17 protein-coding genes are annotated in these 19,988 nt (G+C 66.0%); 3 read left to right on the top strand and 14 right to left on the bottom strand.

Going from position 1 to position 19,988, the window contains the following annotated elements; genetic code table 11:
• Positions 1–25: 25 nt before the first annotated feature.
• The 8 genes from Q0319_RS08730 to Q0319_RS08695 form a co-directional block, all read right to left on the bottom strand.
• Positions 26–1,231, bottom strand: coding sequence for an MFS transporter (locus Q0319_RS08730; RefSeq protein WP_299451824.1), 1,206 nt, complete (start codon positions 1,229–1,231; stop codon positions 26–28).
• 155 nt (positions 1,232–1,386) lie between these two features.
• Entirely contained in the window at positions 1,387–3,669 is a 2,283-nt protein-coding gene (locus Q0319_RS08725) for a CHASE2 domain-containing protein (protein WP_296470985.1), read from the bottom strand.
• Positions 3,670–3,672: 3 nt separating this feature from the next.
• Positions 3,673–5,349 (bottom strand): FecR domain-containing protein, encoded by a 1,677-nt coding sequence (locus tag Q0319_RS08720; protein ID WP_299451822.1) that lies wholly within the window; start codon positions 5,347–5,349, stop codon positions 3,673–3,675.
• Positions 5,346–6,071 (bottom strand): response regulator transcription factor, encoded by a 726-nt coding sequence (locus Q0319_RS08715; RefSeq protein ID WP_299451820.1) that lies wholly within the window; start codon positions 6,069–6,071, stop codon positions 5,346–5,348. Before Q0319_RS08715 ends, Q0319_RS08720 begins: the two co-directional genes overlap by 4 nt.
• A gap of 124 nt (positions 6,072–6,195) precedes the next feature.
• Positions 6,196–6,603 (bottom strand): hypothetical protein, encoded by a 408-nt coding sequence (locus tag Q0319_RS08710; RefSeq protein WP_299451818.1) that lies wholly within the window; start codon positions 6,601–6,603, stop codon positions 6,196–6,198.
• A gap of 171 nt (positions 6,604–6,774) precedes the next feature.
• A complete protein-coding gene (locus Q0319_RS08705; protein WP_299451816.1) occupies positions 6,775–8,268 on the bottom strand; it encodes an efflux transporter outer membrane subunit in 1,494 nt (497 codons plus the stop codon).
• A 14-nt stretch (positions 8,269–8,282) separates the two neighbouring features.
• The gene (locus Q0319_RS08700) at positions 8,283–11,480 is read right to left on the bottom strand and encodes a multidrug efflux RND transporter permease subunit (protein WP_299451814.1); all 3,198 of its coding nucleotides are present in this window, start codon (positions 11,478–11,480) and stop codon (positions 8,283–8,285) included.
• Between the two features lie 15 nt (positions 11,481–11,495).
• On the bottom strand, positions 11,496–12,737 hold the full coding sequence (locus tag Q0319_RS08695) for an efflux RND transporter periplasmic adaptor subunit (RefSeq protein WP_299451812.1): 1,242 nt from the start codon (positions 12,735–12,737) through the stop codon (positions 11,496–11,498).
• A 136-nt stretch (positions 12,738–12,873) separates the two neighbouring features.
• On the opposite strand from Q0319_RS08695, the gene Q0319_RS08690 reads away from it, so the two are divergent.
• A complete protein-coding gene (locus Q0319_RS08690; RefSeq protein ID WP_296466563.1) occupies positions 12,874–13,884 on the top strand; it encodes a LysR family transcriptional regulator in 1,011 nt (336 codons plus the stop codon).
• On the opposite strand, the gene Q0319_RS08685 is transcribed toward Q0319_RS08690, so the two are convergent.
• Entirely contained in the window at positions 13,881–14,492 is a 612-nt protein-coding gene (locus tag Q0319_RS08685) for a DNA-3-methyladenine glycosylase I (protein ID WP_296466560.1), read from the bottom strand. The two genes, Q0319_RS08690 and Q0319_RS08685, sit on opposite strands and share 4 nt — an antisense overlap.
• Positions 14,493–14,571: 79 nt before the next feature.
• Between Q0319_RS08685 and Q0319_RS08680 the strand changes: the two genes are divergently transcribed.
• Positions 14,572–14,907, top strand: coding sequence for a thioredoxin family protein (locus Q0319_RS08680; RefSeq protein ID WP_296466557.1), 336 nt, complete (start codon positions 14,572–14,574; stop codon positions 14,905–14,907).
• Positions 14,908–14,949: 42 nt separating this feature from the next.
• On the opposite strand, the gene Q0319_RS08675 is transcribed toward Q0319_RS08680, so the two are convergent.
• The 4 genes from Q0319_RS08675 to Q0319_RS08660 form a co-directional block, all read right to left on the bottom strand.
• Entirely contained in the window at positions 14,950–15,663 is a 714-nt protein-coding gene (locus Q0319_RS08675) for an ROK family protein (RefSeq protein ID WP_296466554.1), read from the bottom strand.
• Positions 15,660–16,973: a lytic murein transglycosylase gene (locus tag Q0319_RS08670; protein ID WP_299451808.1), complete on the bottom strand. Its 1,314-nt coding sequence runs from the start codon at positions 16,971–16,973 to the stop codon at positions 15,660–15,662. The genes Q0319_RS08675 and Q0319_RS08670 overlap by 4 nt, the downstream gene beginning before the upstream one ends.
• Before the next feature lie 42 nt (positions 16,974–17,015).
• Entirely contained in the window at positions 17,016–17,765 is a 750-nt protein-coding gene (locus Q0319_RS08665) for a glutamine amidotransferase (RefSeq protein ID WP_296466547.1), read from the bottom strand.
• A 76-nt stretch (positions 17,766–17,841) separates the two neighbouring features.
• Complete coding sequence (locus Q0319_RS08660) at positions 17,842–18,156, bottom strand: hypothetical protein (protein WP_296466544.1); 315 nt, start codon at positions 18,154–18,156, stop codon at positions 17,842–17,844.
• 278 nt (positions 18,157–18,434) lie between these two features.
• On the opposite strand from Q0319_RS08660, the gene Q0319_RS08655 reads away from it, so the two are divergent.
• Positions 18,435–18,809, top strand: coding sequence for a hypothetical protein (locus tag Q0319_RS08655; protein WP_296466541.1), 375 nt, complete (start codon positions 18,435–18,437; stop codon positions 18,807–18,809).
• Here the strand turns inward: Q0319_RS08655 and Q0319_RS08650 are convergent.
• Positions 18,778–19,866 carry a sterol desaturase family protein gene (locus tag Q0319_RS08650; RefSeq protein WP_296466538.1) on the bottom strand — a complete coding sequence of 363 codons (1,089 nt, stop codon included), beginning with the start codon at positions 19,864–19,866 and terminating at the stop codon, positions 18,778–18,780. The two genes, Q0319_RS08655 and Q0319_RS08650, sit on opposite strands and share 32 nt — an antisense overlap.
• Positions 19,867–19,988: the final 122 nt, after the last annotated feature.

Genomic DNA, 19,988 nt, shown 5'->3' with positions numbered 1-19,988 from the left:
CACGGCGGCGCCCCGCTCCCGGCAATCACGTCTGCGAGCGATCGCCGCCGCCCATGCCGAAGGCAATCAGAGCGGCGGAGGCCACGCACGCGGCCAAGCCCGCCAGGAAAGCCGAGCGATATCCGAGCGCACCGATCAACAGGCCGGCCAGTGGCCCGGTCACCGCCGCCGTGACGTCCACGAAGGCGAGAAAACCTCCCACCGCCACGCCCCGGCTTTGCGCAGGCACGCGCCGCATGGCCTCCACCCCCATGGACGGAAACACCAAGGAAAAACCGAGCCCCGTCAGCGTCGCTCCGGCGAGCGCAAACACGGGATCGGGCGCGATCCAAAGCAAGCCCTGCCCGAGCGCCTCGACCACCAGAGAAACCAGGGCCACCTGGCGGCCGCCCAATTGGTCCGGCAGCTTGCCCAAGAAAAGGCGAACGAGGATGTATCCGGCCGCAAAGCCGGTCAGCGCCAGGCCCGCGCCATCCCATCCCCGGTCGGCGAAGTACAGCACCACGAAGGCCGTCAGCACGGCAAACGGCGCCGACGCCAGCGACAGGGCCGCCCCCTGCCTCCAGATGAGCGCGATGATGCGCAAGAACGGGACGTGCTTGCGCTTGCCGCCGAGCACCGGAACGCCCGGCACCCGCGAGGCGACGACGAGCCCGGCCATCGGAAACGCCATGGTGGCCAGGCTGACGGCCAGGAAATCCAGGCGCTGCATGATCCCGATGCCCAACGGCGCCCCGAGCCCGAGCGCCGCGAACATCGCGATGCCTTGCCAAGACATCACCAGGCCGGTTCGCTGCGGCCCGATGCGGCCTATGCCCCAAGTCATCGTGCCGGTGAGAAACAGGCTTTCCGCAGGGCCCATGAGGACACGACCGACCACGAGCGCCCCGAGGGACGCCGTGGGATGCGGAATCAGCGCTGACGCTGCGTAGAGGGAACCCGCGCCCATCGCCATCGGCAGTCCCAGCATCACCGCCTGGCGAGGTCCATGCCGATCGACATAAGCGCCGGCGAACTTGCGCGTGAGGATCGTTGCCAGCGGCTGCAAGCCGATGACCCATCCCACGACCAAGGGAGAAAATCCGAGCCTGCCATTGACGTACAGGGGCAGCGCAGGCAAAGGCAGGCCTACGGCCAAGAATCCCGTCAAGACGATGGCTACCAGTGGTAGAAGGCGTTGCGCCGCTTGCGTCGAGGATAGGGAGGAAAATTCCGGGGAGGCGTTGTTCATCGTCGAGCGTCGATAAGCGATACGCACCGGCCCGGCGGACCTCGGAGCGACTTTCAACGCATCGAATGACGTCGACGCTTGCGACAACCGTTGCAGTATCGGCGGGGATGATACCATCGCGCCGCCGCGCCCCACCTGGCAAGTGGCGTGCTGGCCTATGGGGAGGCCGCGGGCAGGACGATGCGGAACTCGCTGCCCCGGCCCGGTTCGCTATCGCATTCGACGCGGCCGTGGTGCCGCTCCGCCACTGCCTTCACGAAGGCCAGCCCCAGCCCGAAGCCCGGCTCTCCCGCCGAAGCGCCACCCACGCGCGAGAACTCCTGGAACAGCCGTGCCTGCTCCTCAGGCGCAATGCCTGGCCCGCGGTCCTTCACCGCCAAGCACCAGTTGCCGTCCTGCGAGAACAAGCGACATTCCACGGGACTGCCGGGTGAACTGAATTTGACCGCGTTGTTGATCAGATTCACGAGTGCCCGCACGAGCAAGCTGCGCTCGCCTCGCAACGGGGCCGCACCGTCCGGCAAATCGGTCCGCAGCGCGATGTCCTTGGCCTGCGCGAGACTCCAGCACTCATCGGCCGCATCGAGCAGCACATCGGCGCCGTCCAGCAGCTCCTCCTGCACAGGCGCAGTAGCCAGGCGCGCCAACTCGACGAAGGATTCGGCCAGGGATTGGGTCCGAAGCACGTAGCGCCGGATGCGGGCGAGCAGCTCGTCGCGGGACAGTTCATCAGGATCGTTTTCGTGCAGGTCCAGCAGCGCCAGGATGGCTGCCTGCGGCGAGCGGATGTCGTGCGACAGGAATCGCCAGGCTTGGTCACGCTTGCGCTCAGCCTCGCGCAACGCCGAGATATCTACCAGTGTCGCGATCCATGCCGCATCGCCCTCACCCAACCCCGCGCAAGGTGCATATTCGAAAAGGAAAGCCCTGCCTGAAGGGTCACGGCACTCTGCGAAGCGGCCGGCCTCGACGGAAGGCGGCCAGGTCAAGGCCCCTCCTCCAACCAGGGCCCAACCCTCCAACAGGCCCGACATCTCGGCCCCCTTGCCCGCTGCTGTGCCGAAACGCGTCGTTGCCGCCTGGTTGGACAACAGCACCCGGCCGTCCTGGCCGACGGCCAGCACGGCATCCGGCAGGCTCTCGATCACTGATGACATGAAAGCCTGCGCATCGAGCAGGCGACCGGTGGCATGGGCCAGGTTCCGGATGCGCCGGTCTATCAAATCCCCTCCGCCGGGCGAAGGCGGTTCGTCCACCGCACCGTGGCGACGCAACCGCCGGAGCTCATCCACGAGATAGGTCGCGGCGCGCTCCAGCCGCCGCCAGTTCCAGGTCACATAAAAGGCAACGATCGACAATGCCGCCGCCCCCGGGGGGAACCACACGCCTTGGCCCAGCAGCAGCACCCCGCTCACGGTGACGGTCGCCGCAACGCCCGCCGCCGACGCAGCCAAGGCCCAACCCGGGGCCAGCAGCCATAGCGCAGGCAGTACGGCCGCCACCAGCAGGACGGACAGCGTCATGGCGAGCCACTGCGCCATGACGGCCCGCGTCTCTCCCGAGAGCAGGTTGTCGATGACGTTGGCCGAAATCTCGACTCCCGGCATGAAGCGGTGCCGCCCCGACCACGGCGTCGGATATACGTCCCCCAGCCCGGTCGCCGTGGCCCCGATCAGCACGATGCGGTCGCGCAAGGTATCGTCAGGCACCCGGCCCGCCAGCACGTCCGCCGCAGACAAGGTGCGATACGTCCCCGCCGGCCCCGCATAGGCGACGTGCACCCAGTGGTCGCGCCGCCAATCGCCAGCCGCCTCGGAAGGCAGCCGCGGCGGCGCGCGATTGCCGGGAAGCGGGTCGGGCACCGGCGCACCGGCCGTACGCAATAGCGCCACCGCGAAATGCTCCCACATCTGCCCATGCGGGCCCTCGCGCAAGTAAACGCTACGGACGACGCCGTCGGCGTCCGGATCGATGGAAACGTGCCCCAACCGGTGGGCAGCGGCCGCAAGCGGCGGAACGGGCAGCATGGCTTGCACCTTCCCCGTTCCCGCCTGCGCAGTGAAAAACGGCAGCACGATGTTGCCACTGCGGCGAAACGCCTCTGCCAGACGCTGGTCGACCAGCGGATCGGAAGACGGCTCGGAAAGCAGCAGGTCCAGCCCGACCGCCGCGGGCGATTGGGCGGCGATGCGCTCGATCAAATCGATCTGCTGATCCCTGGGCCAAGGCCAGCGCCCCACTTGTGCCAGGCTGCGTTCGTCGATCGCCACCACGACCACGTCCGGCCGGGGATCGCGTGCGCCAAACCGGCTGATCCAGTCATACAGCGAGCCATCCACGCGCCCCAGGCCCCCCTGCCACGCCAGGAGCGCCGCCAGGCACAGTCCGACGGCGACGGCAAGCACCCTGGCGAACCGACGGCCCAGAAGACGGTCCATGCCTTATTGCGGCCGGACTTCCTGGCCGTCGCCCGAACGCAGGGGACCGGCGCCGGTGCGGATGAAGTTGTTGATGCGGAAACGCTGCGGGCGGGTGAACTCCCGGACGAAACCGTCACTGTCCGTGGCCTGTATCCGCAGGAAATACTCGCCTGCCGGCAGGCCCTCGACCGCCCATTGGCGCTCCGAGGTTCTTTGCTCAGCCGCGATCGTTGCGAAATTCGGATCGCCCGAGACCTGCACCCAATAGCGCTGGCCGGGTTCGCCGTCCCAGGCCAGGGTCAGGCGGTCACCATCCTGTTCCAGGGCAACGTTATTGCCGGCCGGCAGCCTGACGATGAAGCGCCGCGGATCGCCATAGGGCCCCATGTCCGGACTGCCGTCCTTGCCGCGCGCGACACTGGCCACCCGCCAGTAATACGTACCCGAAGCCAGGCCGGTGACCGTCCGCCCGGTCTGCGCCTGCAGAGTTTCGTCTAGGAGAAGATCGGCGAAGGCCTCGTCGCGGGCCAGTTGCACCCGGTAGCCGATCGCGTTCTCGCCTTCGGTCCACTCGAGCGTCACATCTTGCTGTTGTACCGTGCCGCCGTCGACGGGCGCGAGCGTCACCGGCGGTTCGGGGCGGGCCTTGAGCTTGATGGGCCAAGTAGCATGCCGCCCTTCTATGCCTTGCGCGTCGATCGCGCTGATCCGGACGACGTAATCGCCGTCGTCCAGGCCCGCAAAGCGCACCCTGGGCTGCGACGCGACGACGTTGCCCACGATTCGCTCGGGATCCCCGGCAGGCCAGATGAAGGCCCGATAGGAGACCGCGCCGCTTTGCGGTGCAAAGGCCAGGTCGATGATGGGACGCTCTTGCAAAGAGCGCACGCCGGACAAATCCGGCACGGGCAGCAAGGGAGCCAATGCGGGAGCCTGCATCCCGGCCGCCACGGCGCCGCCCGTGCCTGCTGCCACGCGCGCGCTCGAACCAGACTGCCGTGCGGTCAGCTCGACCTCGCCCTGGAGTACGTCGCTGGTAGCGGCCCCATCATTGCGCAGCGTGACGCCGAATTCCGTGCCGCGCACCCCCGCTGCCATCAGCGGCGTATCGACCCGGAACCGACTTCCCGTGGGCTGCTGCGCGGTCACGCGCGATTCCACCCGGCCCTTGTCCAGGCTCACCGTGGTCTCGCTGCGCTTCTTGACGAGGCTGTACCGCAGGCGCTCCAGGCGCAGCTCGGAATCCCCCGTCACGCGCACGATGGAGCCATCTGTCATTTCCAGCGTCGCGAATCCGCCGCTGTCAGTGATGACGGTGTCACCGTCGATCAGCCGCATGCCCGGTTCGAGCGCGCCTTCGGCGCCGCCTCGAACCTTGTATCGCACCGTCCCGGAGACGTGCACCACCCGCGCGCCGCCGGGTTTCTTGCGCAACAGCGCATCGGGCACGACGATGGTCGAACCCAACTTCAACTGGCGCGGGTGCGGATTGCCGTTCGCCTGCGCCAAGGCTTTCCATTGAAGTGGATCTTCGAGATAAGCGTTCGCGAGGTCGTAAAGCGTGTCGCCGTTGCGCACGACGTGCCGGATGGGTTCTGCTTGCTGGGCCAGCGCAGGCGCCGCAGCACCCGCACACGCGGCTGCCAGTGCCCATGTGGTGAGCCGGACGCTGCATTGCACGGGAAGGAACATTTTCATGGGGAGGCGTCGTTGTTGGTGTTAGTGGGGGTTTCCGCTGAATCCAGCACCTCGAACCGGTAACCCAGTCCGTACACGGGGACGACCCGCACGCCGTTCTGCGGCCGCAGATCGAGCTTGCGGCGCAATTGCGACATGTGGGTGGTGACCGTGCGCGTATCGATGGCGCTGGTGCCCCACAGCTCCTCGAGAAGATGCTGGTGGGTCAACAAGCTGCCTGGATTGCGGAACAGGAACAGCGCGAGCTCATACTCCTTGGGCTTGAGGTCGACGACTTTGCCCCTTAGGCTGATCTCGCGGCGGTGTAAATCAAAAACGTAGTCCCCGAAGCCGGGTTGGACGGGACGGGTAGTTTCCGGATACGCGCGGCGCAGCAACGCCGTGACGCGTGCCTGGAGCTCCAAGGCCCGGATGGGCTTGGTCATGTAGTCGTCAGCACCGGCCTGAAGGCCCTCGACGACGTCTTGTTCATCGTCGCGGCTGGTGACGAAGAGCACGGGCAGGTGGCGAGGCAGGTTGCGTCGTATCCACCCCAGGATTTCCGGCCCCTCGACGTGCGGCACATGCCAGTCGAGCACGAACAAATCGTAGCTCTGCCTGTGCAACTCGCGCAGCATCAGCCTGCCGTCACCGTACACCTGGCACTGGTGCCCAGCCTGAAGCAGTGTCTTTTCGATGATCCTGGCATGCGCCGGATCGTCTTCCAATATGGCGATGCGCACCTGGCCCCCGGATTGATGCAAAGCCGACGTATATTACATTTTATAACGTAGCTCTTGCATCGCGCCCAGCGCACGGTCGCGCTGGGCGCCGCTCCCCCGGAGGCAGTGACGCCGCCCTTAGGCGTCAGCGGGCACTGCCGGCCTCCGTGGCGGGGACGACTTCCCTGTACTCGCGCAGCAAGCCGCCCCCTTCGACGCTGCCCGTAACGGTGCCGCGGCCTTCCGCGCGCGCGATGCACGCCGGGCGGTCGGCCTCGGGCAGGGCGTTGCAGCGCAGGATCCGGTTCTTCTCATAAATCGAGGGGTCCTCGTCGCGCAGGCGGCCGCGGCGGGCCTCTTGCAGCGCAGCACCGGCCTCGCGCAGGCAGGTTGCCCGGTCCTGGCCGGTCTTGCCGCTATTGCAGCGCGCGACCTCCTCCCGGTAAGCCGCTTCCGGACTCATGGCGGCCTGGGCAGCGGAAAAAACAAGGGCGCCCAAGACGGCTGCGCCGAGGTGCAGGACGAAACGTTTGCTGTGAATATGCGTATTCATGGATGGCTCCTCTTGTTCGTTCCAGGCCTCGCAACCGAGGCTAATGCGTCAATCTAGATCAAGTGTAGAGGCGCCAAGTTCCCGTCCGGCAACTGCGCCCGGCGAGGATGTAAGCGTTCGGTACACCGTAGAACTCCTCCCGGGCGCAGTTCCTTCCCTTTGCATGCCTTGTTACGAAGCTTGCTCCATCCGCAACGTTTGCGCCGCGGTCGGCGCAGGGGCCGGCGTGCTTTCCCAGCCGCCGCCGAGCGCGCGGATCAGGTTCACGGCCGAGCGCGCCAGCTCTCCGTCCAGCCGGGTCGCCATGCGGCGCTGCTGCAGCACGCTGCGGTCCGCATCGATCACGTCCAAATAGCTGACCGACCCTTCCCGGTACTGAATCTGCGACAAACGCGCCGCCCGGGCCGCCGACTCGACCGCCTGGTCCTGCGCCTCGTACTGCTCGCGCAGGATGCGCAGATGGGCGAGATTGTCCTCGACCTCCCGGAACGCGTTCAGTACGGTTTGCCGATACTTGGCGACTTCCTCTTCATAGGCGGCGCGCGCGGCAGCCACGGACGCGTCGCGGCGCCCGCCGTCGAACAGCGGGAGCGTCAGCATGGTCCCCACGAGCGGACCTAAGATGAACGTGCGGCTGGACCAGTTGAACAAATCACTCAGTTGCGCCGACTCGTAGCCGAGCGCCCCCGTCAACTCGAGGCGAGGAAAGAATGCCGCCTGGGCGAGGCCAACGCGGGCGTTCGCCGCCGCCATCGCGCGCTCGGCGGCCGCGATGTCCGGCCGCCGTTCCAGCAATGCCGAAGGCAGCCCGGGCGGCACCGACACCATCAGACGGCCCAGCGGCCTCGGGGGCAGGCTGAAGTTGGCGGGCACCTCGCCCAGCAGGATGGCCAGGGCGTGCTCGGCAGCCGCCCGCTGGCGGGCGATATCCAGCGCCTCGGACCGGGCCGACGCGAGTTCGGTGCGGGCCCGCGCAAGGTCCAGTTCGCTGATGTCCCCCTCGTCGTAGCGGCGCTGGATGAGCGCCAGGGTACGTTCGCGCAAAGCGACCGTCCCCTCGTAGAGCTGTTGTCCGGCGTCAAGCTCGCGCACCAGGAAGTAGGCGTGGGCCACATCCGCCTGCAAGGCGAGCTGGACAGAGCGCAACAACGCTTCGCCCTGCTCGGCTGCGGCCGAGGCGGCCTCTACGGCCGAAGCGATCCGGCCGAACAAATCCACCTCGTACGAAACCGCGGCCTGCGCCCGCCACAGCGTGGACGCGGAGGTCGAGGCGTCTGCCGGCAGCCCCCGCGAGGCAGGAGACGGCCGCTGGCGAGTGGGGCCGGCGCCCACGCCCACGCCGGGATAAAGATCCGCCCTCGCCTCGCCCAACCTCGCCCGCGCCTGCGCAAGCCGCGCCGCGGCGGCCTTGAGGTCCTGGTTCGCTTGTTCGGCACGTGCCTGCATCTCGTCCAGTACCGGATCGCCGAAGATCTTCCACCACTGGCCGCGATGTCCGGCCTCGGCCGGCTCCGCCACCTTCCAGTTCCCGCCTTGGGCCTCTTTGAAGGCTGCCGGTACGTCCGGCCGCGGCGGCCGATAATCCGGCGCCGTGGCGCATCCTGCCAGCGCCAAGGCCACCAGCAGTGCAGAGAAGCGGCCCAACCCGCGTTTGTGCGTCTGCATCGTGTCCTCCCGTCTCATGCGTGCCCCCTTTGCGCCGTGGCAGCCGTGATGGGCGCGTCGCGGTGGGTTGCCGAATGCAGCTTGCGCGAGCCGGCGGCCATGCGCAGCGCCACGTAGAAAACCGGTGTCAGGAACAATCCGAAGAGCGTCACACCCAGCATGCCGAAGAACACCGCGACCCCCATGGCCTGGCGCATTTCGGAGCCGGCGCCGCTGGAAAACACCAGCGGCACCACGCCCATGATGAACGCAATCGACGTCATCAGGATCGGCCGCAACCTCAGCCTGCTGGCTTCGATCGCCGCCTGCACCACGGACCTGCCCTGCAATTCGAGCTCGCGCGCAAACTCGACGATCAGGATCGCATTCTTGGACGCCAAGCCCACCAACACCATGAGGCCGATCTGCGTGAAAATGTTGTTGTCCCCCCGCGTCAGCCAGACTCCCGTGAGCGCGGCCAGGATGCTCATTGGCACGATCAGGATCACGGCCAGCGGCAAGGTCAGGCTTTCGTACAGCGCCGCGAGCACGAGGAACACCAGCAGCACGCTGATGGGGAACACCCAGACCCCGGCATTGCCCGCGAGAATTTGCTGGTAGGTGAGGTCCGTCCATTCCAGCTTCATGCCACGCGGCAGCACTTGTGCGGCGATGCGTTCAGCCGCGGCCTGGGCTTGGTCCGACGAATAACCTGGCGCCGGCCCGCCGTTGATGTCCGCCGCGGTATAGCCGTTGTAGCGGACGACCATCTCCGGGCCGTAGACCGGGCGCACCTGCACCAGGGAAGACAGCGGCACCATTTCGCCCGCGGCATTGCGCGTCTTGAGCGCGAGGATGTCGTCGGGGTGCGCGCGAAACGGCGCGTCAGCCTGCGCACGCACTTGGTAGACGCGTCCGAAACGGTTGAAATCGTTTACGTACAGCGAACCCAAATAGATTTGCATTGTGTCGAACACGTCCGTCACCGCGACGCCGAGCTGCTTGGCCTTGACGCGATCGAGTTCAACCTCCAGCTGCGGCACGTTGATTTGGTAGCTCGTGAAGGTCGGCCCCAACTCGGGCGCCTGCTGCGCCGCCGCCACGAAAGCTTTCGCCGCGGCATCCAATTCGGCGTAGCCGCGTGCGGCGCGATCCTCGATCTGCAGCTTGAATCCGCCTAGCGTGCCCAGCCCCATGACCGGCGGCGGAGGAAACACGCCGATGAATGACTCCTGGATCTCGGCAAACTGCCTGTTCAGCGCGTTCGCGATCGCATCGGCCGACAAATCCTTGCCCTTGCGCTCGGAAAAATCCTTGAGCGATACGAACACGATGCCCGCGCTGGAGCTGTTCGTGAAACCGTTGATCGACAGTCCTGGGAAGGCGACGGCGCTGTCCACGCCCGGCTGCTTGAGGGCGATGTCTGACATGCGGCGAATGACCGCTTCGGTGCGATCGAGCGATGCGCCGTTGGGCAATTGCGCGAAGGCCACCAGATATTGCTTATCCTGTGCGGGCACGAACCCGCCAGGCACGATGGCCGAGACACCGGCCGTCAGAGCCAGCAGCACGGCATAGACGCCCATCACCAATGCCTTGCGCGAGATCACGCCCGAGACGCCCTGCCCGTACCGCACCGAGGCGCGGCCGAACAAGTCGTTGAAGCGCCGGAAAAAGCCGCCGAACACGCGGTTCATCGCGCGGCTCAGTGCGTCGGGTTCCGCGCCATGAGGCTTCAACAGCAAGGCCGACAGCGCCGGCGACAGGGTCAGCGAGTTGAACGCCGAGATCACCGTCGAGATGGCGATCGTCATGGCGAACTGCTTGTAGAACTGGCCGCTCAACCCTGTCATGAACGCGAGTGGCACGAACACCGCGACCAGCGTCAGCGCAATGGCGATGATGGGGCCGCTCACCTCCCGCATGGCGCGGTAAGTCGCTTCGCGCGGCGTCAGCCCCGCCGCGATGTTGCGCTCGACGTTCTCCACCACCACGATGGCGTCGTCCACCACAATGCCGATGGCAAGCACCATGCCGAACAGCGACAGCGCATTGATCGAGTAGCCAAAGGCGAGCAGCAGCGAAAACGTGCCAATGATGGACACCGGCACCGCCAGCAGCGGGATGATGGAAGCGCGCCACGTCTGCAGGAAAACGATGACTACTAGGACCACCAGCGCGACCGCCTCCAGCAGCGTGGCAACGACCGCCTTGATGCTCGCGCGCACGAATTGGGTCGGGTCGTAGACGATCCTGTACTCCACCGAGGGCGGGAAGTCCTCGGCGATTTCCTTCATTGCGGCGCGCACCTGGTCCGAGACGGCCAGCGCGTTGGCCCCGGGCGATTGCATGATGGCCAGCGCCACAGCGGGCTTGTTGTCCAGCAGTGAGCGCAAGCCGTACTCGGCGGCCGCCAGCTCGATGCGCGCGACGTCGGATAGCCGCGTCACGCCGCCATCGGGTGCAGCCTTGAGCACGATATTTCCGAAATCGGCCTCGGTCTGCAGGCGGCCCTGGGTGTTGACCGATAACTGCAGCGATACGTCGGACGTATTGGGCGAAGCGCCAATCACGCCGGCTGCCACCTGTACGTTCTGTTCGCGTATGGCCGCCACCACATCTGAGGCCGTGAGCCCGCGCTGTGCCACTTTCTGCGGGTCGAGCCAAATGCGCATCGAATAATTTCCAGCGCCCCATAGCTGCACCTCGCCAACGCCAGGAATACGCGCCAGGCGGTCCTTGACGTTGATCAGGGCATAGTTGCGCAGGTACGTCATGTCGTAGCGATCGTCGGGCGAGATCAGGTGCGCCACCAGCGTCAGCGTCGGGGAACTCTTGAGCGTGGTCACGCCCAGCCGCTGCACGTCCTCGGGCAGGCGTGGCAACGCCTGGGAAACCCGGTTCTGTACCAATTGTTGCGCCTTGTCAGGATCCATGCCGAGACGAAACGTCACCGTGACCGCCAGGTTGCCGTCGCTGTTTGCCTGCGACTGCATGTAGAGCATGTCCTCGACGCCGTTGATGGCTTCCTCCAATGGTGCTGCGACCGTCTCGGCAATCACCTTGGGATTGGCGCCGGGGTACTGCGCCCTGACCACCACCGAAGGCGGCACGACCTCGGGATACTCGGAAATCGGCAACTGGAACATGGCGAGCGCGCCGCCGAGCAAAATGAGAACGGAGAGCACGCCGGCAAAGATCGGCCGGTCGATAAAGAATTTGGAGATGTCCATGATCGTCCGCCTGCCTCAGACGCGCTTGGCCAGCGGAATCGCCGGATCATGCTCGGGCGTACCGCCCTCGCCGCTGGCAGGCTGCTCGCCTGCCAGGCTCCCGCCGGCGCCGGCCATGGGGACGAGGCGCGGGGCGACCGGCTCGCCGGGACGCACGCGCTGCAACCCGTTGACGACGATACGCTCCCCCGCCTCCAAGCCGGCTTCTACCACGCGCAGCCCTTCGGTCACCGCCCCCAGCCGAACCTGGCGATAACGCGTGCGATTGGCCTCGTCCAGCACCAACACGAAACGCTTGTCCTGGTCGGTACCAACCGCGCGATCGTCGATGAGCAGCGCATCCCGGGGTTGTCCGGTCCCCACGCGCACCCGCGCATACAGCCCCGGAATCAACTGGCCGTCGGGATTGTCGAAAATCGCCCGCACGCGTATGGTGCCCGAGGTCACGTCCAGCTTGTTGTCGATGAAACTGACCGTTCCCCGGCGGGGATACCCTTCATCGTCGGCAAGCCCCATCGAGACGGGAATGACCCCGCCCGCCGCGCGACTGGCCCGGGCGATCTTCAGGTAAGTCGGCTCGTCGATGTCGAAGGCCGCGTATAGGCGCTCGGTGGACACCAAAGTCGTGAGCGGCGCGGAGGCCGCGCCTGCAGCGACCACGTTGCCCACCGTCACGAGCGCACGGGAAATGCGTCCGCTCACGGGCGCCTTGATGCGGGTGTATTCCAGGTTGAGGCGAGCCGCCGCGAGCGCCGCCTGGGCTGCCTGCAAGTTGGCCGCTGCCTCGCGCGCCGCGTTCTGCTTTTCCTCGAAATCGCGCTTGGCGATTGCATTGTCGGCCAGCAGGCGCTCCCCGCGAGCCAGCTCTGACGCCGTATAGGCCTGGCGCGCCTTGGCGGCCGCAAGCTGGGCTTCCATGCGCGCCACCTCCGCGGCATAGGGCCGCGGATCAATGGTGAACAGCACGTCGCCCTTCTTGACCATGGCGCCATCCTGGAAATGCACGGCAGTCAACGTGCCGGACACGAGCGGCCGGATCTCCACCCGATCCACGGCCTCCAGCCGCCCCGAGTAACTGCGCCAATCGATGATGGTGCGCCGAACGACTTCCGCAACGTCAACCACCGCCGCTTGCGGCGCGGGCGGCAGGGCATCGCCCGCTTGGGCCGGCAGGCGCGCAACGGCCAGCACGCCAGCAGCAGCAAGTAAGACGAGCAGCACCAGCGCTAGCCGCGCGTGTTTACGAATGAGAGACATGGAAAAACCTCGATTTCGTGTAGGCAACTTGGGAGATGACCGATTTTGAGTGTTATCGTGGTCTCGATAAATCCCGCCATTCTGCTAACACTATTCGTCCTCGACGAACAATCCCGAGGACCAATCAGGAGGCTCCATGGACAGATTCCAAGCCATGCAGGTTTTCACCCGCGTCGTGGAAGCCAACAGCTTCACGCTGGCGGCCGATAGCATGGGCCTGCCCCGGGCCACCGTCAGCACCACGATCCGCGACCTCGAACGCCTGCTACAGGTTCGGCTGCTCAACCGTACCACCCGCAAGATCAGCCTCACGCCGGACGGCGCGTCGTACTACGAGCGTTGCAAGCGCATCCTGGCGGACCTGGAAGAAACGGAATCCTCCTTCCGCGACGTGTCGCGCGGGCCGAAGGGACGCCTACGGATAGATACGCCGCCTTGTATCGGAAGGTCGATACTGATTCCGGCGCTGTGCGAGTTTCACGCCCGCTATCCGGACATCGAGCTCGTCATCGGCATGAGTGACCGCCCCGCAGACCTCGTTCAGGAGGCGGTGGATTGCGCCATTCGCGTTGGCGAGCTGCAAGATTCCTCGCTCGTCGCGCGGCGCATCGCCACCTACGAGAGCCTCACCTGCGCGGCGCCGTCCTACCTGGAGACTTACGGCGAACCTCGTACGATCGAGGATTTGAAGCATCATCGGGCGGTGCACTATTTTTCGTCCCGGACAGGTCGCGCCATCGATTGGGATTTTGTCATCGACGGGGTGCCCACCGCAGTGAAAGTCCACGGCGTCGTCGCCGTGAACGACGCGGAAGCGTACGTCAAATGCGGACTCCAGGGTTTCGGCCTCATCCAGCCGCCGCGCTATATGGTGCAACCCTACCTAGAGTCGGGTCAGCTGCGCGAAGTGCTGCACGCCTGGCGCCCTTCCCCCATGCCCATCTCGGTCGTCTACCTGCACAACCGCCACCTCTCGCCCAAGGTGCGGGTGTTCGTCGACTGGGTGGCCGAACTCTTCGACCGCTGCCCGCTGATCGAAGGCTGCCCCGCGAACGTCTCGCACGAGTGCGAATTCGCCGGCAGACCGGTCCCGCACACGGTGCGTTCTATCGTCGAACACCACAACGAAGCGGAAAGCGTTTTCTAGGCTGCACCGTCCGCCGGCCGGGCAAAGGCCTGGCGCAGGCGTTCGACCTCGAGGCGGCACATGCAATGCGGGCCGTGATCATTGACCATGCCCACCGCCTGCATCAGCGAGTAGAGCGTGGTCGGCCCGACGAAACGCCACCCCCGCCGCTTGAGCTCTTTGGACAACGCGCGCGACTCGGGAGACTCGCTCCGCGGCGGCCCGGCATACTCGGTTCGAGGTTCGTAGCGCCACAGGAACGCTGCCAGCGATCCCGCCTCGGCGCGCAGCTCGACGGCGCGCCGGGCATTGTTGACGACCGCTTCGATCTTGCCTCGGTGGCGCACGATGCCCGGGTCCCCGAGCAAACGCTCCACGTCGCGGGGACCGAAAGCCGCCACCGCATCGATGTCGAATCCGGCAAAGGCGCGCCGGAACGCAGGCCGCTTGCGCAAAATGGTCAACCAGCTCAGGCCTGACTGGAACCCCTCCAGGCTGATGCGTTCGAACAACGCCGTATCGTCGGCGACGGGCCGGCCCCATTCTTCGTCGTGGTAAGCGATGTAAAGCGGATCATTGCCGGCCCAAACGCAACGCGCGGGCCTGGAGTCTCGTTTTTCGTCGTGCATGGTGGGTCGGGTCGGGCGAAGAATCCGATATATTGTCGCCCATGGCCTCTGCGCGCAGCCGAAAGGCTACGCTCGTTTCATGGAACAAATCGAACTCGACGACGGCACTGCAGACCGTTTCCTGCTGGACGCCCCCGGCACCTCGCTGCTGGTGTTCACCAGCGCCACATGTGCCAATTGCAAAATGGCGCGTGCCCGCCTTCCCGACATGAGCCTGCCGGTACGCCGCCTCTGCTGGATAGACGCCGGCCGCAACCAAGGACTGGTCGAACGCTACGAAGTCTTCCACCTACCCTCGATGTTCGTAGTCAGGAACGGCGTGTTCTACGGCGCCGTACAGGCGACGCTGGCGGAATGGGACATACGTCGCCAGGTCTCGCTCGCGCTCGATGGCTACCCGGCGGAGCTGCCTTGACGAAGCAGGATCGCACAGTCGCCTTCGCCCAAGGGGCGTACGCTATGACCGGACTGAGTCCCAATCACGCCAGAGCGCGGCTCCGCCGCTGATCCCGGCGGCATTCGAGCCCACCGTGACGTTCGGCGGCAGCTCGATCGTTACCTTGCGCGCATTGCCGCCCCCGAGAAACACGTGGTCGGGCCTGAGCAGGATGTCGATCAGGCCCAGCGCCTTGCGCAGGCGGCGGTTCCACTGCGCTTCGCCCACCGCGAGCAATGCGGCGGCACCCAGGTAGTCCTCGTAGGTTTTCCTGCCCTCGATCGGATGGTGGGCCAGCTCCATGTGCGGCATCAATTTCCCGTCCCGGAACAAGGCCGTGCCGACACCGGTGCCGAGCGTCATGACGAATTCAAGCCCGACGCCGCGCACGAGTCCGTAGCCCTGCATGTCAGCGTCGTTGATCATCCGCGCCGGGCACCCGAGACGCTCGCCCAACACCTCGGCCAAGGGAAACCCGGCCCACTCGTCTGAATGAAGATTGACCGCCGTCAGCACGCGCTGGTTGCGGATCATGCCAGGAAAGCCGATGGAAACGCGGTCATATCCCTCCAGCTTGGCCACCATGCGTGCCACTTTCTCGACCAACAGGCCCGGGGGGCACGGGCGCGGGGTGGGCACGCGCACGCGCTTGCTGATGCGCTTACCTTCGTCGTCGATGACGGCAGCTTTCAAGCCACTGCCCCCGATGTCTATGGAAAGGATGCCCGCCGTCATGCACCGCTCCGGGACTGGGACTGCGGCAGCGGCCCCTGCTCCGGATGCGGTAGGGAGGTCTGCCGCAGGGTTTCGAGAATCCGTCGCCCGACCCTGCCGTCTGTCGGCAGGCCGGCGCGCGCCTGCTCGGCGGCCACCGCGCCGCGGGTGCGCGCGCCCGGAACGCCGTCGGGCGTGCCGACATCATGGCCACGGGCCAGCAGCAACGACTGGAGCTCGCGGATTTCCGCACGGGACAGGCCCGGATCGTCCGTGGGCCACGCGGTTGCGAGTGCCGGCTCCCCGCGCAGCCTGTCGATCAGCAAGCTGACTGCCAAGGCATACTTGCGCGATCCGTTGTAGCTCAAGATCGCGTCGAAATTACGGGTGACCAGGAATACTGGCCCCTGGGCGCCGGTGGGCGCAAACAGTTGGGCCGGCGACTCCGGCAGGGGCTCGTCCGCACGCGTCCGGTCCGGCCGGCCGCCATCGACCCGCGCCACGCCCATCGCCGCCCACTCTGCCAGGCTGCGGCGCGCCGTGCCGGCGAACTCCTCTCCCATCGGCACGGACGCTGCCACGGCCGCAGGCAGCTTGACCTCGATGACCGGCAGCAACCCCCGCGTCCACCGCGCGCGCCGCTTGCGCAAATGATTGGCGGTCGACGCCAGCGCATCGGGTAGCGACCCGTACAAATCTATCCGCCCGTCTCCATCCCCGTCGGCGGCCAGTTCGTAAAACGACGTGGGGATGAACTGGGTCATGCCGAAGGCGCCGCTCCAGGAGCCGACGAAGCTCTCGGGCTGCACCCGGCCTTCGCTCAGCAGTCGCACCGAGGCGTAGACGTTCTTGATCCATAGCGGCTTGCCCTCGGTGCAAGCCCGCGTCAACCAGGCGTCGAGCACCCGCGTCCTGCCCAGCTGCGTCCCATAGTTCGTCTCGATGCCGAAAATGGCCACCAGCGCTTCGCCATCGACTTCATAGCGATCAGCAATCTGGGCCAAGGGCCCGGCCTGCGCCTGCATCAGCTTTCGGCCGTCCGCGACGCGCTCTTCGTCGACGGTCTTGGCGATGTAATCCCACCAGGTTTCTTGGCCTTCGGGCTGGGAGCGCGCCGCCGCCACCGTGGAGGCGAGCAAGGAGGCATCACGCGTGTAGGCGTCGAACGCAGCGACTTGGATGCCATGGGCCGGCGCATCTTGCCTCAGCTTGGCAAGGCAAGCGGAGAGTTCGGCCTGGGCATGGGATGGGCCCGCGGCCATCAAGGCCATGCCGGCGCCCAAAGCCGATAAGAACCGGCTCGCAGGCCGGCTCACGCAACGAGCATGCATAAGCAGGCTGTCTCCTTGGTAATCGGGGTAAAGGGCGACGCGTCAGGCGGCGGCCGCAGATGCCTTTCCGGCACCGGGAATCGTGCCCGTCGACTCGAAAAAGCGGCGCAGGATGGCGTGGGAAGCCGGCGTTTCGGCGACGCCCGCGCGCAAGGCCTGCACGTCGATGCCCTCAGCGTCCAAACCGGAACGCATGACGTCGAAATACGCCCGCATGATAGGCGCAGTGAACTCCGGATGGAACTGGACCGACACCGCATTCGGGCCGTATCGCAGCATTTGATGAGGATCCCGGTCATTGACCGCGAGCGCGACCGCACCCCGCGGCGGTTCGAGCACCGCCTGTTCCCGAATGAAATGGGCGGCGAACATGGCCGGCATGCCGGCCAGCAGTGGGTCTTCGCGCGCCGCCGAGGTCAGTTCCACGGGGCGGGTGCCGATCTCCCGCCCTCCCTCGAGGTAGTCGATGCGCCCGCCGAGCGCATAGCTGATCAACTGGTGGCCATAGCAAATGCCGAAGAGGGGCAGCGAGGCGTCCATGGCATCGCGCACCCAGCCCGCGCACGCTTCGCTCCATGGGGCGTGATCGGTTACGTTGGCCCGCGAGCCGGTAATCAGGGCCGCCCGGTAGCGCGTAGGCGCCTGCGGCCGTTCACCTTTGTAGGCGGCCACGCGCACAAGACCAGCCGGGTCCAGGCCGGCCACCTCGCTGACCATGCGGTCGAAACCACCGTAGACATCGCCGACGGCCTGGGGAGGACCGCCGGTCTGGAGAATGAGGATGGGAAGCATGCACCTACCTTGCAATGGACGCCTACATGACACCGCAATTCCGGCCGGTCCGCAACCGTGCCCGGCCCGCGACGGCTCAGGTGGACACGCCGTTCTCGCCGATCAGCCCCCCAAGCAGCAGGGCCGCCAAGAAGAACCAGAAGAGCGCCCCGAGGATGGACCGGCTAAGCAACGCCCGGATCCCGGCGTACAACAGCAGCATCCCCAGCACCAGGAGGGCAAAATTGAACAAAGTCGGACTCATGCCCAGGGCATCGGCAAGACCGGACGAGAACTCGCCTACGGCTTCCCCGAAGCCCCCGAACACGGATTTGAGCGCCGCGACGATGGTCCGGATGACCTCGCCGAGCGCACTGCCCAACCATTCGAAGAATGTGGACTCGCTTTTCATGAGCTGGGTTTAGAGAATTTCGGGCATTATGACCTACGCCCCGGCAAGATCCCTCCGGCCGACATGCTTGGAAACAAGGCCCGGAGCGGGGTTGCAATCCATTACAAACGCCTCGCCCGCCCGGGTGGGAGAACGGTCCAAAGCCGACCATACTGAAGGCTGAAGGCGACGTAGCATTGCCCCCATGGGCATGCACTTCTGGCCTTGCCTGCGTGGCGCTGCCGGCTGCCATCGGTGTCGACGGCTGCCGCGACGCGTGGATCTCTCGAGGAGGCATCATGGTCACAACGCTCTTCCGTGCAGCATGCGCCAGCGCCGTTTTCGCGGCGGGGTGCTCATCGCTCATGGTGACCGAACCGGCGAAAATCAGCGACGGCATACTGGTGGCGCCGAACGGCATGAGCCTTTATACCTTCGACCGCGATCCGGTCGGGCAAAGCGCCTGCAACGGCGCCTGCGCGCAGAACTGGCCGCCGCTGGCCGCCCCCGCGGACGCCAAGCGCCATGGAGACTGGATGGTCGTCACCCGCCAAGACGGCAGCCGCCAGTGGGCATACCGGGGCAAGCCCCTGTATTTCTGGGTCAAGGACAAGGCGCCCGGCGACCGGACCGGCGATGGCGTCAACGGCGTATGGCACCTGGCACGCCCGTGAGCCCAGGCGCGTGCGCGCGCTCGGGCAGGTGCACCGCCTCGTCGCTCGGGATGGGTGCATAATCCGGGCCGAACGAGACCTCGCCCAGCTTCCAGCCGGCTCGCCGGCGCACGGCGCCCCAGAATCGCTTGGCCGCCTCCCATTGCTGCCCGACCAGCCCATATTGGTTATCGATGTCGACCATGGGGTCGCTGACGCCGGTCGGGCGGACCTTTTCACCGTACAAGGCCGTGCCGAAAAGAATGTCCCAAATGGGTAGCACCTGGCCGAAATTGCAATTGTGCAGCGAGGGCCGCTCCGGATCGCGAACCATGTGGTGCAGGCGATGGAACTTGGGATCGACCAACAGTTTTTCGCCGATGCGCCCAAAGCCGAAGCGCACGTTGGTGTGTGAAAGATTCTGCACCAGCTCGCTCAGCAACACGAGCAGCGCAAACTCCGAGGGCTCCACTCCCATCAACAGCCCGACCGTGGCCAGGATGAACGACTGCAGCACTCCGTCGATATAGCTGCCGCGATCATTGGTCCAGCAGCTCATTTGACGCTGGCTGTGGTGCATGCTGTGCAGCGCCCACCACCACGGTATGGCGTGCTGGGCCCGATGCATCCAGTAATAGACGAAGTCGTAGACGACGTAATAGACCAGGAACAGGACGTAGGGATGTTCTTCGAACCAGGGCACCCAATGCTTGAGCCCGGATGAGGCCGGGGCCTGGGCCGCGGCATCGCTCCCCAGGCTGCCGAGCATGTTGGCGAACGGCGTCAACACGAGATAGCTGAACAGCGGGAACAGCCCCAGCAACATCAACAGCGTATAGAGACGGTCCACGCGCGTCAGGCGCCGGTCGGCCCATTGTTCGGCCGGGACGACGCTCTCGAGCGGCCGAAATATGCAGCCAATGATGAACAGCTGGAGCATCGCGATGAGCAACGCTTCGGAGATCTCCAGCGGGTCGCCGGCACTGCCGGCGATGTGCAGGAACGCGATCGCCGGTTCGACGAGATGGGTGCTGACCCACGCGATAGCTTGAGTCCAAAACGAGGCCAGAGTCGACATGGAATAACGAGGGGATGAAAGCGCTACATACTGTAGCAATTCTCTTCCCGGTCGGCACGCGGGGCCGCGAGGTGTTTCGTTTCGCCGCGCCTTAAGATATATTTCAAATATATCTTTATTGT

Origin of the sequence: uncultured Pigmentiphaga sp., from assembly GCF_937950555.1 — a bacterium.
Classification (GTDB): Bacteria; Pseudomonadota; Gammaproteobacteria; order Burkholderiales; family Burkholderiaceae_B; genus Pigmentiphaga.
Note: the sequence above shows the minus strand (reverse complement) of the source record. Positions and strands in the feature narration are given on the sequence as shown.

Excerpts from the sequence above, each read along its gene's own strand:
- Q0319_RS08655 (WP_296466541.1), top strand. The coding sequence starts at position 18,435 with ATGGTCACAACGCTCTTCCGTGCAGCATGCGCCAGCGCCGTTTTCGCG.
- Q0319_RS08730 (WP_299451824.1), bottom strand. The coding sequence starts at position 1,231 with ATGAACAACGCCTCCCCGGAATTTTCCTCCCTATCCTCGACGCAAGCG.
- Q0319_RS08710 (WP_299451818.1), bottom strand. The coding sequence starts at position 6,603 with ATGAATACGCATATTCACAGCAAACGTTTCGTCCTGCACCTCGGCGCA.
- Q0319_RS08725 (WP_296470985.1), bottom strand. The coding sequence starts at position 3,669 with ATGGACCGTCTTCTGGGCCGTCGGTTCGCCAGGGTGCTTGCCGTCGCC.
- Q0319_RS08675 (WP_296466554.1), bottom strand. The coding sequence starts at position 15,663 with ATGACGGCGGGCATCCTTTCCATAGACATCGGGGGCAGTGGCTTGAAA.
- Q0319_RS08670 (WP_299451808.1), bottom strand. The coding sequence starts at position 16,973 with ATGCATGCTCGTTGCGTGAGCCGGCCTGCGAGCCGGTTCTTATCGGCT.
- Q0319_RS08665 (WP_296466547.1), bottom strand. The coding sequence starts at position 17,765 with ATGCTTCCCATCCTCATTCTCCAGACCGGCGGTCCTCCCCAGGCCGTC.
- Q0319_RS08700 (WP_299451814.1), bottom strand. The coding sequence starts at position 11,480 with ATGGACATCTCCAAATTCTTTATCGACCGGCCGATCTTTGCCGGCGTG.
- Q0319_RS08680 (WP_296466557.1), top strand. The coding sequence starts at position 14,572 with ATGGAACAAATCGAACTCGACGACGGCACTGCAGACCGTTTCCTGCTG.
- Q0319_RS08660 (WP_296466544.1), bottom strand. The coding sequence starts at position 18,156 with ATGAAAAGCGAGTCCACATTCTTCGAATGGTTGGGCAGTGCGCTCGGC.
- Q0319_RS08685 (WP_296466560.1), bottom strand. The coding sequence starts at position 14,492 with ATGCACGACGAAAAACGAGACTCCAGGCCCGCGCGTTGCGTTTGGGCC.
- Q0319_RS08690 (WP_296466563.1), top strand. The coding sequence starts at position 12,874 with ATGGACAGATTCCAAGCCATGCAGGTTTTCACCCGCGTCGTGGAAGCC.
- Q0319_RS08695 (WP_299451812.1), bottom strand. The coding sequence starts at position 12,737 with ATGTCTCTCATTCGTAAACACGCGCGGCTAGCGCTGGTGCTGCTCGTC.
- Q0319_RS08705 (WP_299451816.1), bottom strand. The coding sequence starts at position 8,268 with ATGCAGACGCACAAACGCGGGTTGGGCCGCTTCTCTGCACTGCTGGTG.
- Q0319_RS08650 (WP_296466538.1), bottom strand. The coding sequence starts at position 19,866 with ATGTCGACTCTGGCCTCGTTTTGGACTCAAGCTATCGCGTGGGTCAGC.
- Q0319_RS08720 (WP_299451822.1), bottom strand. The coding sequence starts at position 5,349 with ATGAAAATGTTCCTTCCCGTGCAATGCAGCGTCCGGCTCACCACATGG.